General features: G+C 71.0%; 11 protein-coding genes. 6 read left to right on the top strand and 5 right to left on the bottom strand.

Annotated features, from left to right (window positions below; translation table 11 throughout):
• Positions 1–478: 478 nt before the first annotated feature.
• Positions 479–1888: a pectate lyase family protein gene (locus GA0070616_RS20450; protein ID WP_091085512.1), complete on the top strand. Its 1410-nt coding sequence runs from the start codon at positions 479–481 to the stop codon at positions 1886–1888.
• A gap of 45 nt (positions 1889–1933) precedes the next feature.
• On the opposite strand, the gene miaB is transcribed toward GA0070616_RS20450, so the two are convergent.
• Positions 1934–3466 (bottom strand): tRNA (N6-isopentenyl adenosine(37)-C2)-methylthiotransferase MiaB, encoded by a 1533-nt coding sequence (gene miaB, locus GA0070616_RS20445; protein WP_091085510.1) that lies wholly within the window; start codon positions 3464–3466, stop codon positions 1934–1936.
• Between the two features lie 52 nt (positions 3467–3518).
• On the opposite strand from miaB, the gene GA0070616_RS20440 reads away from it, so the two are divergent.
• Positions 3519–3749, top strand: coding sequence for a DUF2277 family protein (locus GA0070616_RS20440; RefSeq protein ID WP_091085507.1), 231 nt, complete (start codon positions 3519–3521; stop codon positions 3747–3749).
• A gap of 136 nt (positions 3750–3885) precedes the next feature.
• Here the strand turns inward: GA0070616_RS20440 and GA0070616_RS20435 are convergent, their stop codons facing one another.
• The gene (locus tag GA0070616_RS20435) at positions 3886–4365 is read right to left on the bottom strand and encodes a hypothetical protein (RefSeq protein WP_091085503.1); all 480 of its coding nucleotides are present in this window, start codon (positions 4363–4365) and stop codon (positions 3886–3888) included.
• 312 nt (positions 4366–4677) lie between these two features.
• Positions 4678–5667 carry a selenide, water dikinase SelD gene (gene selD, locus GA0070616_RS20430; protein ID WP_091091222.1) on the bottom strand — a complete coding sequence of 330 codons (990 nt, stop codon included), beginning with the start codon at positions 5665–5667 and terminating at the stop codon, positions 4678–4680.
• A gap of 183 nt (positions 5668–5850) precedes the next feature.
• On the opposite strand from selD, the gene GA0070616_RS20425 reads away from it, so the two are divergent.
• From GA0070616_RS20425 to GA0070616_RS20410, 4 genes are read left to right on the top strand one after another with little or no spacing between them, the layout of a single operon-like run.
• On the top strand, positions 5851–6606 hold the full coding sequence (locus GA0070616_RS20425; protein WP_091085499.1) for an amino acid ABC transporter ATP-binding protein: 756 nt from the start codon (positions 5851–5853) through the stop codon (positions 6604–6606).
• A gap of 51 nt (positions 6607–6657) precedes the next feature.
• Positions 6658–7536, top strand: a complete 879-nt coding sequence (locus GA0070616_RS20420; RefSeq protein ID WP_091085496.1) for a glutamate ABC transporter substrate-binding protein — start codon at positions 6658–6660, stop codon at positions 7534–7536.
• Positions 7537–7578: 42 nt separating this feature from the next.
• The gene (locus GA0070616_RS20415; RefSeq protein ID WP_091085492.1) at positions 7579–8286 is read left to right on the top strand and encodes an amino acid ABC transporter permease; all 708 of its coding nucleotides are present in this window, start codon (positions 7579–7581) and stop codon (positions 8284–8286) included.
• Complete coding sequence (locus GA0070616_RS20410; protein ID WP_091085489.1) at positions 8283–9248, top strand: amino acid ABC transporter permease; 966 nt, start codon at positions 8283–8285, stop codon at positions 9246–9248. The genes GA0070616_RS20415 and GA0070616_RS20410 overlap by 4 nt, the downstream gene beginning before the upstream one ends.
• A 183-nt stretch (positions 9249–9431) precedes the next feature.
• On the opposite strand, the gene rny is transcribed toward GA0070616_RS20410, so the two are convergent.
• Both rny and GA0070616_RS20400 read right to left on the bottom strand, forming a co-directional pair.
• The gene (rny, locus tag GA0070616_RS20405; protein ID WP_091091218.1) at positions 9432–11198 is read right to left on the bottom strand and encodes a ribonuclease Y; all 1767 of its coding nucleotides are present in this window, start codon (positions 11196–11198) and stop codon (positions 9432–9434) included.
• A 600-nt stretch (positions 11199–11798) separates the two neighbouring features.
• A complete protein-coding gene (locus GA0070616_RS20400) occupies positions 11799–12479 on the bottom strand; it encodes a regulatory protein RecX (RefSeq protein WP_091085485.1) in 681 nt (226 codons plus the stop codon).
• Between the last annotated feature and the right edge of the window lie 4 nt (positions 12480–12483).

Below are 12483 nucleotides of genomic sequence, written 5' to 3'. Positions count from 1 at the left end.
GTCCCGGCGCGCGGGTTGCCGTGGCGGCGGACGCGGTCCTCGGACTGACCGATCCCACGGCGGCCACGGGCCCGTGGGGTCGGGGCCGAGGCGGCGTCGGGGCCGAGGCGGCGTCGGCGTCGGCGTCGGCGAGGTCGATGATAACGCTAACAACTCAGCCTTTAAGTCGAAGCACGTCTGTGCTTCCATCGGGAAAGCGCTTGCCGATCCCTTGGCGGGCGCGGGGAGCCGATTCCATCCATCCACCGGCAGGGCACATCCGGCGAGCACCACCGCAACGCTTCCGCTGGGCAACGGCAGCGTCGGGTCGCGGGACCGCCCCCCGCCGACCACACCTGCGCCACCGCGTCGTACCACCACCGGCCCGTCGCGGCGGCCCGCGTCACGGGTCCGCGTCCGGGCAGCCCGGAAAAGCGTTGCGTGGCGCACGACACGCACCAACCGTCCCTGTTCCTCCGCAGGATGAGGAGAATCCAGCGTGCAAACAGTCAAGCGTAGGCTGGCGGCCCTGGCCGCGGCAGTGTTCGCGGTACCCGTGGCGGCCGTCGCCGTGACGGTGGCCCCCGCCGAGGCGGCCACCGTCGACACCAGCGCCCACTACGTGTTCGTCAACCGGCACAGCGGCAAGGCGATGGACCTGTGGGAGTGGTCCACCGCCGACGGCGGCGAGATCCGGCAGTTCAGCCGGACTGACGGCAACAACCAGCAGTTCCAGTTCGTCGACGTGGGCAACGGCTACTACCAGCTGCGCAACCGGCACTCCGGCAAGGTCGTGTCCGTGCCCAACGTCAACGACGGGGTGCAGGTCACCCAGGTCACGGCGAGCAGCGACACCCGGCAGCACTTCACGCTGAAGGACTCCGCAGGCGGCTACGTGCGGTTCATCAACCGGCACAGCGGCAAGGCCCTCGACCTGTGGGAGTGGTCCACCGCCGACGGTGGCATGGTCTCCCAGTACGCCGACCTCGACGGCTACAACCAGCAGTGGCAGATGATCAAGATCGGGGGCGGCACCAATCCCCCGCCGCCGAGCACCGGGCTGGTGGGCTGGGCCACCCAGAACGGCGGCACCACCGGCGGCGGCAACTCCGCTGTCACCACCGTGTCCACCGCCTCGGCGCTGAGCAGCGCGCTCGGCTCCAGCAGCGCGTCGGTGATCCGGGTCTCCGGCACCATCAACTGCTCCGGAATGCTGCGGGTGCGGTCCAACAAGACCATCCTCGGCAACGCGGGCGCCACCATCGCCGGCTGCGGCTTCACCATCAACGGCGACCGCAACGTCATCGTGCGGAACCTGACCTTCCGCAACTGGGACGACGACGCGATCAACGTCGAGCAGTCGGCCACCAACGTCTGGATCGACCACAACACCTTCACCGACGGCTACGACGGCGCGGTCGACATCAAGCGTGGCTCCGACTTCGTCACGGTGTCGTGGAACCGGGTCCACAGCCACGACAAGGCGATGCTGCTCGGGCACAGCGACAGCAACGCCAGCCAGGACGTCGGGCACCTGCGGGTGACCTACCACCACAACTGGTTCGACGGCAGCAACCAGCGCAACCCGCGGGTCCGCTTCGGCAACCCGGTGCACGTCTACAACAACTACTACGGCAACGTGCGCGGCTACGGCGTGGCCTCCACGATGAACGCCGGGGTGCTGGTCGAGGGCAACTACTTCGAGAACACCCCCGACCCGTACCACCTCGGCGAGGGCAGCTCCGGGCCGGGCTCGCTCGTGGCCCGCAACAACCACTTCGTCAACTCGGGCGGCGGGCAGACCGGCGGCAGCGTCGCCGGCATTCCGTACCCGTACACCCTGGACAGCGCGAGCAGCGTCAAGTCGATCGTGACGGGCGGCGCGGGCGCCGGCCGGATCTCGGTCTGACCCTGCGGTCGGGGTCCGCCGCGCGTCGGCGGGCCCCGACCTGCGTCAGTGGGCGGCGCAGCCGGTCGTCGGCGCGGGCGGCGCGGCCGGCGCACCGACCGTGGGCAGACCGAGCAACACCCCGGGGGTACGCGGGGCCCGGCCGGCCTCGGCGGCGTCGCCGGCGCGGGTACGCCGGTGCGACAGCGGCTCGCCGTCGGCGTTGAGGTGGTGTGGCGCGGCGTACGTCACGGTGGTGTGCACGATGTCGCCCGGCCGGATCGACCCGGCGTACGACCCGGCGTCGAAGTGCACGAGGCGACCGTCGCGGGCCCGGCCGGACAGCCGACCGGTGCGCTCGTCCTTGCGGCCCTCGCCGACGGCGACGAGCACCTCGACGGCCTCCCCCACCAGCTTCCTGTTCTCCGCCCAGGTGATCTCCTCGACGCAGGCGATCAGCCGCTCGTAACGCTCCTGCACCACCTGCTTGGGCAGTTGCCCCTCCATGGTGGCGGCGGGGGTGCCGGGGCGCTTGGAGTACTGGAACGTGAACGCCGAGGAGAACCGGGCCTCCCGCACCACGTCGAGGGTCTGCTCGAAGTCGGCCTCGGTCTCGCCGGGGAAGCCGACGATGATGTCGGTGGTGATCGCCGCGTCCGGCATCGCCGCCCGGACCTTGGAGATGATCCCCAGGTAGCGCTCCGACCGGTAGGACCGGCGCATGGCGCGCAGCACGTCGTCGGAGCCGGACTGCAACGGCATGTGCAGCGAGTGGCACACGTTCGGCGTCTCGGCCATCGCGGCGATCACGTCGTCGGTGAAGTCCTTCGGATGCGGGCTGGTGAACCGGACCCGCTCCAGCCCGTCGATGTCGCCGCAGGCCCGCAGCAGCTCGGCGAACGCCGACCGGTCACCGCTGCGCTTCCAGTTCGGCTCGACGGCGTCGCCGAACGCCACGCCGTAGGAGTTGACGTTCTGCCCGAGCAGGGTCACCTCCAGCACGCCCTCGTCGACCAGGGCGCGCACCTCGGCGAGGATGTCGCCGGGCCGGCGGTCCTTCTCCTTGCCGCGCAGAGCGGGCACGATGCAGAACGTGCAGGTGTTGTTGCAGCCGACGGAGATCGACACCCAGCCGGCGTACGTCGACTCGCGGCGGGTGGGCAGCGTCGAGGGGAACACGTCGAGGGATTCGAGGATCTCCACCTCGGCGGCTGCGTTGTGCCGCGCCCGTTCCAGCAGCACCGGCAGCGAGCCGATGTTGTGCGTGCCGAAGACCACGTCCACCCAGGGGGCCTTGCGGACGATGTCGCCCCGGTCCTTCTGGGCCAGGCAGCCACCGACCGCGATCTGCATCCCCGGGTGCCTGTTCTTCACGGGGCGCAGGTGACCGAGGTTGCCGTAGAGCCGGTTGTCGGCGTTCTCCCGGACGGCGCAGGTGTTGAACACCACCACGTCGGGGGTGTCCTCGGCCTCGCCCGCGCGGACGTAGCCGGCCTGTTCGAGCAGGCCGGAGATGCGCTCGGAGTCGTGCACGTTCATCTGGCAGCCGTACGTACGCACCTGGTAGGTGCGCGGGCTGCCCGCCGCTGCGGTAGTCATGACCCGGACAGCGTATCCGGGTCGAACCGATCGACCGAACGAGGAGGACCCCGTGTGCCGGAGCATCAAGACCCTGCGTGAGCCGTACACCCCGGAGGTGACCGACGCGGACGTCGAGGCGGCGGCGTTGCAGTACGTCCGGAAGATTTCCGGCTTCCGGGCCCCGGCCGCGCACAACGCGGCGGCGTTCGACGCGGCGGTGGCCGCCGTGGCCGCCGCCACCCGCACCCTGCTCGACGGGTTGGAGGTCCGGGGCGCCCGGCAGGCGGCCCGCGCCGACTGACCGGGCCGGCGTTCCGGACATCCGGGTCAGACCGCTGTGGCCGGGCCGGATCGCCGCTCGGCACCGGCCGGATCGGCTCCCCTGAGGGCGGGCCGCCGCCGCGCGGGCCCGACCGGCTGGCCCGCGCGGCGGGTGGTCAGGCGGCGGCGAGCGCCGGGACGACGGTGTCCGGCGCCCAGCGGGAGCGGTGGCACTGCGACCAGCCCCGGCAGCCGGGGTGCGCCGACGTGCACAGCCGCTGGTTGGCGAGCACCTCACCGTCGTCGGTCTCGCGGACGTCGAAGTGCACCGGCCGGATGGTGCCGTCCGGGGTGACCAGCAGGTGCCGCCCGGCGTCGAGGGTGTCGTCGCGCATCAGGCAGTTGCGGTCGAGCAGCCGGGCCAGCGCCGCGATGGCGGGCAGCTCGGGCAGGGTGTCGGGCACCCCGTAGCAGTCCACGATGGTGGCGAACTCCCCGGGCGCCTGCCAGACGTCACAAACCACCGCGTACGTCGGCAGGCAGGCCGGGTCGGCCACCGCCAGGGGCATCACCACCCGGCCGAGTGCCTCGGCCAGTGCCGGGTAGACCTCCTCGGGTCGTACCTGGTCGATTCTCCAGTTCCACAGCTCGGTCACGCCGCCTCCTCGCTGTGCTCGTCCCACCGGCCTCCGGATCGGGCCTTACTCACGATGGTGGGGGGCAAATGACCCCAACCGGGGGCAAGTTATCGGTCTGTGACCATTCCGGGCAAAAATTCCCTGAGCACCATTGCTCGGAGTAGCGGGAAGATGACAGTTTATCGGCTATGGTGCCCCGCCGGGCGTAGCGACATCACGCTCGGCGCAACACGAGGCGGCGCTCAGGCACAGCGCTAGGCGGCGCTCACGCACAGCGCTAGGCGGCGCTCACGCACAGCGCTAGGCGGCGCTCAGGCAGCACGATGAGCCTCAGCGCAGCACGACGCGATGCCCGCCCGCCGGCAGCAGTTCCCCCACCACCGGGGCCCCGGGCAGCTCACCGGCGACCAGCAGCCCGCCCGAGGTCTGTGCGTCGGCCAGCAGCAGCAACTCCTCCTCGCCGACTCCGCCGACATCGGTCCACGGGGCAACCCACTCCAGGTTGCGCCGGGTTCCGCCGCTGACGTGGCCGTCCCGCACCGCCTCCCGCGCGCCGGCCAGGTACGGCACCCGGGTCACGTCGATCGCGACCGTCAACCCGCTCGCCCGAGCCAGCTTCGACGCGTGCCCCAACAGGCCGAAACCGGTCACGTCGGTGCCGCAGCGCACACCGGCCGCCACCGCCGCCCGGGCCGCATCCCGGTTCAGGGTGGTCATCGCGGCCACCGCCTCGGCGAAGACCTCCCCGGTCGCCTTGTGCCGGGCATTGAGCACCCCGACACCGAGGGGCTTGGTCAGCGACAACGGCAGCCCCGCCCTGCCCGCGTCCAGCGTGATCAGCTCCGCCGGCCGGACCACCCCGGTGACCGCCAGGCCGTACTTCGGGCCGTCGTCGTCGACGCTGTGCCCGCCGGCCAGGTGACAGCCGGCCTCCCGTGCCACGTCCCGACCGCCGCGCAGCACCTCCCGGGCCAACTCCACCGGCAGCACGCCGCGAGGCCAGCAGAGCAGGTTCAGCGCGATCAGCGGGTCGCCGCCCATCGCGTACACGTCGGACAGGGCGTTCGCGGCGGCGATCCGGCCCCAGTCGTACGCGTCGTCGACGACGGGGGTGAAGAAGTCGGCGGTGGCCACCACGCCGGTGGCGGCGTCCCAGCGGACCACCGCGGCGTCGTCGCCGTGGTCCAGCCCGACCAGCAGGTCGGCGGCCCCGGCGGCCGGACCGAGGCCCGCGACCATGGCCTCCAGTTCCCCGGGCGGGATCTTGCAGGCGCAGCCGCCGCCCCGGGCGTACGTGGTCAGCCGTACCGGCGCGGTCATCTCCACATGATCTCCGCCACCCGCCGCCCGCGCCACCCGGACGGGGCGAATTCGGACTCCCCGGCCCGATCCGAACTGGTGTTACCGCTCCGTGACCATCTGGGTTGTGTTCTGCCACATCACCGCGCCTACAGTGGCCGTCACCGGGGGCCAACCGACCCCGGAGCCGCGACGACAGGGACGGTGGACGACGTGACGACGGGCGAACCGCTCATCGTGCTTGACTCGGTCAACAAGTGGTTCGGGCCGCTGCACGTGCTGGACGACGTCTCGCTGTCGGTCGACCGTGGCGAGGTCGTCGTGGTCATCGGCCCGTCCGGCTCCGGCAAGTCGACCCTGTGCCGCGCGATCAACCGGCTGGAGCCGATCAACTCCGGCACCATCACGTTCGACGGTCGACCGCTGCCCGCCGAGGGCAGGGCCCTGGCGAAGCTGCGCAGCGAGGTCGGCATGGTGTTCCAGTCGTTCAACCTCTTCGCGCACAAGACCATTCTGGAGAACGTGACGCTGGGCCCGATCAAGGTGCGCGGCGAGAAGCCGGCGGCGGCCCGGGAACGCGGCCTGGCCCTGCTCGACCGGGTCGGCATCGCCAACCAGTCCGACAAGTTCCCGGCCCAGCTCTCCGGCGGCCAGCAGCAGCGGGCCGCGATCGCCCGCGCCCTGGCCATGCAGCCCAAGGCGATGCTGTTCGACGAGCCGACCAGCGCGCTCGACCCGGAGATGGTCGGCGAGGTGCTGGACGTGATGACGTCGCTGGCCAGCGAGGGCATGACCATGGTCGTGGTCACCCACGAGATGGGCTTCGCCCGGCACGCGGCCAACCGGGTCATCTTCATGGCCGACGGGCAGCTCGTCGAGGACGCGCCGCCGGCCGAGTTCTTCGCCAACCCGCGCAGCGAACGGGCCAAGGACTTCCTCTCCAAGATCCTCACGCACTGACCATCCGAGTGCGCCGTCCGCGGCGGGCTTGAGTCGAAGAAGGAGAAGAGTATGCGTATCACGCGCGTAGCGGCGCTCGCCGCGGCCGCCACCCTGGCGTTCGGGCTGACCGCCTGCGGTGGCGACGAGGCCGAGGAGGGCACCGGCGCCGACAGCAAGTCGTTTGCCGCCGGCAGCACCATGGAGCGGCTCAACAAGGCCCAGGCCATCAAGGTCGGCACCAAGTTCGACCAGCCCGGCTTCGGCCAGAAGGGCCTCTCGGAGGACCCGGAGGGCTTCGACGTCGAGATCGCCAAGATCATTGTCAAGGAACTCGACATCCCCGAGGACAAGATCGAGTGGATCGAGACCCCCTCGAAGGTCCGCGAGGACGTGATCGTCAACGGCACCGTCGACCTCGTCGCCGCGACCTACACGATCAACGACGCGCGCAAGGAGCGCATCGCGTTCGCCGGGCCGTACTACGAGGCCGGCCAGAACATCATGGTGAAGAAGGGCGACACCAGCATCACGGGCCCGGACTCCTTCAAGGACGGAACCAAGAAGGTCTGCTCGGTCACCGGCTCGACCCCGGCCGAGGAGATCAAGAAGTACGTCAAGGACGTCGCCAGCCAGCTGGTGCTCTTCGACACCTACGACAAGTGCCGTGACGCCCTCAAGGGCGGCCAGGTCGACGCCGTCACCACCGACAACGTCATCCTGCTCGGCTACATCGCCAAGGACGAGGCCTCGTTCCAGCTCGCCGGCGACAACTTCACCAAGGAGCCGTACGGCATCGGGGTGAAGAAGGAGGACACCGAGTTCCGGGACTTCATCAACGACACCCTGGAGAAGGCGTACGCCGACGGCAGTTGGAAGCAGGCCTGGGACGACACCGCCGGCAAGTTCGGTGCCGAGCTGGGCGACGCGCCGACCATCAACCGCTACTGATCTGACCCGTACGGTCTGGAGGGTGGGGAGGAAGTCCGACCCGTGAACGTGCTCATCGACAGGTTCGACGTCTTCGCGAGTGGCTTCTGGCTCACCCTCCAGATCTGCGTGCTCGCCGCGATCGGCGCCCTCCTCCTGGGCGCTGTCGTGGCGGTCCTGCGGATCTCCCCGGTGCCCCCGTTGCGGCTGGTCGGCACCGGCTACGTCAACGTCTTCCGGAACCTACCGCTGACCGTGGTGATGTTCTTCGCCGCATTCGGCCTACCCTCACTCGGCTCCAACGCGGACTTCCTCCGCATCCCGGTGCTCGACTCGCTGTTCAGCCGACTCGGCACCGACCTGCCGTACTTCCGCTTCGGGCTGATCGCCCTGGTGCTCTACACCGCCGCATTCGTCTGCGAGGCGCTGCGCTCGGGCGTCAACGCCGTCCCCGCCGGTCAGGCCGAAGCGGCCCGGTCGCTCGGTCTGACCTTCACCCAGAACCTGCGGTACGTGGTGCTGCCGCAGTCCTGGAAGGCCTCCGTGGTGCCGCTCGGCTCGGTCATCATCGCGATGATCAAGAACTCGGCGCTGGTCGGCTTCTTCGGCGTGGTGGGTGACCTCGCGCAGACCGCCGACCAGCTCACCTCGGCCGAGGGCCTCGCCTTCCTCCCGGTCGCCATCGGCATCTCGATCGGATACCTGATCATGACTGTGCCGCTCGGTGCCCTGCTCGACCAGATCGAGAAGCGACAGGCGGTGGCCCGATGAGTCAGCAGACCAGCGTCCTCTACGACGTCCCCGGCCCCCGTCAGCGCCGGATCACCCTGATCAGCAGCATCGTCGCCACCGTCGTCCTGCTCGCCGCCGCGTACTTCCTGATCTACCGTCCCCTGGAGGACAAGGGTCAGTTCTCGATGGAGCTGTGGGGCCCGCTGATCGACCCCGCCAACGAGAACTTCGCGCTGGTCTGGGAACGGATCGGGGTCGGCTTCAAGAACACCCTGACCGCCGCAGCCCTGGCCATCGTCTCCTCACTGGTGGTCGGCACCCTGCTGGGGGTGCTGCGGATCCAGCTCAAGAGCCTGTCGCGACGTCGCTTCACCGGCCTCGCCACCCCGGTGGCCTACCTGCTGCGCGGGCTGAGCACGCTGCTGTCGGCCGTCACCCGGTTCTGCGTGGAGATCTTCCGGGGTCTGCCGGTGGTCATCACGATCTTCTTCGTCGCCCGCGGCTTTCCCGAGTTCGGCGTCACCTTCGACACCCTGTGGTACCTGGTCATCGGCCTGACCATCTACAACTCCGTGGTGATCGCCGAGATCCTGCGCTCCGGCATGGAGGGCCTGCCCGGCGGGCAGGCCGAGGCGGCGGCGGCGATTGGCCTCTCCCCCGCGCAGACCACCCGGATGATCCTGCTGCCGCAGGCGTTCCGGATCATGCTCCCGGCGCTGATCAGCCAGCTCGTGGTGGTGCTCAAGGACACCTCGCTCGGCTTCATCATCAGCTACCAGGAGACCCTGAACGTCGGCAAGCAGATCATCGGTGTGCTGGACAACCCGATCCAGGTCTACATCGTGATCGCGCTGATGTTCATCCTGGTCAACTACTCGCTGTCCAAGCTCGCCGAGTACGTCCAGCGCCGACTGTCACGCGGACGCAGGACCGCCGACCTGCCCGCACAGAACCCGCCCCCGGCCTCGCTGACATCGCAGGCGGAGAGCAACACTCCCTGACGCAGCCGGCACCTGAGCCACCCGGCACGGTGAACACCGAGGGGCCGGCCCGCGCCACGGGCCGGCCCCAACCGTCTCCGGGTGCGGTGGCGGTGATTGCGGGGGGTGGCGGCGGTGCTGTCCGGGTGTGGCGGCGGTGCTGGTGGCGCTGGCCCGCGAGCGGGCCGCGACCACCGTCCCGGATCAGCGGGCGATCTCGGTGACCCGGGACTCACGCACCACCGTCACCCGGATCTGCCCCGGATAGGTCAGCTCCTCCTCGATCTGCTTGGCCACGTCCCGGGCCAGCACCGCCGCGCCGATGTCGTCGACGTCGTCGGGCTTGACCATCACCCGGATCTCCCGGCCCGCCTGCATCGCGAAGACCTTGTCCACCCCGAGCTTGCCGGCAGCGATCTCCTCGATCCGCTCCAGCCGCTTGACGTACACCTCCAGGCTCTCCCGCCGCGCCCCGGGCCGCCCGCCCGAACAGGCGTCGGACGCCTGGGTCAGCACCGCCTCGACGGTCTGCGGAGCCACCTCGTTGTGGTGCGCCTCGATGGCGTGCACCACGTCCTCGCTCTCGCCGTACTTGCGGGCCACGTCGGCTCCGATGATGGCGTGACTGCCCTCCACCTCGTGGGTGAGGGCCTTGCCGATGTCGTGCAGGAACGCGCACCGCTTGATCAGCGGCACGTCCAGGCGCAGCTCGGCGGCCATCACACCGGCGATGTGCGCGGTCTCCACCAGGTGCTTGAGCACGTTCTGCCCGTAGGAGGTGCGGTAGCGCAGCCGGCCGAGCAGCGCCACCAGCTCCGGATGGATCTCGGTGATACCCACCTGCACCAGCGCGTCCTCGGCGGCCCGCAGGCAGAGCTGCTCCACCTCCTGACGGGCCAGGTCGTGCACCTCCTCGATGCGGTGCGGATGGATGCGCCCGTCCAGCACCAGCTTCTCCAGCGTCAGCCGGCCCACCTCCCGGCGAACCGGGTCGAAGCACGACAGCAGCACCGCCTCGGGCGTGTCGTCGATGATCAGGTTGACGCCGGTCACCGACTCGAAGGCGCGGATGTTGCGGCCCTCCCGGCCGATGATCCGCCCCTTCATCTCGTCGCCCGGCAGGTGCAGGACGCTGACCACGCTCTCCGCGGTCTGCTCGCTGGCCACCCGCTGGATCGCCTCCACCACGATGTGCCGGGCGCGCTGCTCGGCGGTGCTCCGAGCGTCGGACTCGATGTCCCGCACCAGCAGCGCCGCCTCCCGCTTGGCCTGCGTCTCGATCACCTCGATCAGCTCGGCCCGGGCGGCGTCGGCGGTCAACCCCGCCACCCGCTGCAACTCGCGGCGGCGCTGCGTCTCCGCCTCGGCCAGCTCCGCCTCCCGCTGCGTCAGGGCGGCCTCCCGGGCGGCGAGGGCGGCGCTGGCGGCGGTGAGCTGCCGCTCCCGCTCGGCGAGCCGCTCCACCTCCTCGGTGTGCAGGCGTTCCCGCTCGTCCATCCGGGTCGCCCGCCGCTCCACCTCCGCTGCCTGCTCACGGGTGGTCGCGGCGAGCACGGCGACCTCCCGCTCACCGCTGCGTCGCGCGGCGGCGCGCAGCTGTTCCGCATCCGCCTCGGCCTGCTTGTGGGCGCGCTCCAGGACCGTGTCGGCCTCCGCCCGCGCGTCGTCGAGGACCCGACGGGCCTCGGCCCGGGCCGCTTTCGCCTCGGCCTTCGCCGCCGCCGCCTCCGTGCGGGCCGCCGCGGCGGCGGACTTCGCCACGTCGATGGTGCTGTTGACCTCGTCGGCGGCGGTCCGCAGGGCGGCCAGGGACTGTTCCTGACGGTCCTTCTCGGCGATGAACGCCGGATCCTCCGGTCGCGGCGCGGCACCGAGACGGCGCACCGTGCGTACGCCGACGGCCACCGCGCCCAGCACCACCACGGTGAGCGCCAGGACGGCGACGAGGAGGACGACGTCGAGGGCGCTCATGCCGAAACCCCGCTCCGGGGCCTGAACCCGTGCCGACCGGCGGGGATCTGCGTCGGCCACGCGTTCACGTCGGCCCCCCGATGGACCTCTGCCGCCTCGCCATGGCGCGCCTCCCCTGAACGTCGCGCCGCAGTACGTGCCGGTGGGCACGCGCCTGCGGCTCTGGACGCCCGACCGGAGCGGCTGGCCATGGGTTAGCTCTCACCGTCGGCGGGGCCACAGGCACCGTCGACGGCCGGGGTGCAGTTGTCACATCGACCCCGGACCGGCCAGTCCAGGGCGGTGCCGGGCCGGCACGCCGGCCCAAAGTGATGCTGTTCCGTTACGCGTTCTATGTTGTGCGCTTAGCCTGCGCTGGTCGGGCAAAGTGAGCCTGTATGGCGAGGCTAGGTCTCCGAGGGCGGTCTGGTCAAGAAGTCATGATCAAACCCCTCGAACGGAGAGGATCCGTGGCGTGACTTTCCGCCAACCACGAGGGCGGACAGCGAGGGACAAAGAAGGACACGCCGCCGCGCGAGCCTGGCCGGGACGTCACGCACCGACACGCCGCCGCCCGCGTCCGCGACCCTCGGCCGGTGCGGCCTCGTCCGGCGGCCGGTCCTACCGGTCGAACTCCCCTTCGGCCTCGGCCAGGGCGTCGGCGTCGACCTGCTCGGCGAACTCGGCCGCCTCGGCGCTCTGCGCGGCCAGGGCGTCCTTCACCGCCCGGATCGCCACCCCCGGCGGATAGCCCTTGCGGGCCAGCATGCCCACCACCCGCCGGAACACCGCGTCGGGCGCACCCCGGGCCGTACGCAGCTTCCGCTCCGCCAGCGCACGGGCCGTCTCGGCCTCGGTGTCCTCGTCCAGCTCGTCGAGCGCCTCACCGGCCACCTCACCGTCGACCCCACGGCGGCGCAGCTCGACGGCGAGCGCCCGCCGGGCCAGGCCCTTCCCGGCGTGTCGGCTCGACACCCAGGCCCGAGCGAAGGCCGCGTCGTCGATGATGCCGACCTCGTCGTAGCGGTCGAGCACCTCGACCGACACCTCGTCGGAGATGCCCCGCTTGGCCAGCGCCCCGGCCAGCTCGGCACGGGTGCGCGGACGCACCGCGAGCTGCCGCAGGCAGATCTCGCGGGCCACCTCGGCCTCGTCGCGCGGCGGGGACGGTGTGGTTTCCCGCTCGGTCTCGTCGGTGCGGCCACCTCGACCCCGGCGCGGTCGGGGCGCGACGTCACCGTCACCCGAACGGGGCGGGCTGGCATCCCAGCCACGCCCCGTGCGGGCACGTCTTCCGGCCACCGAT

It is taken from the genome of Micromonospora nigra (genome assembly GCF_900091585.1).
GTDB classification, from domain to species: domain Bacteria; phylum Actinomycetota; class Actinomycetes; order Mycobacteriales; family Micromonosporaceae; genus Micromonospora; species Micromonospora nigra.
This window is presented reverse-complemented; position numbering and strand designations above follow the sequence as displayed.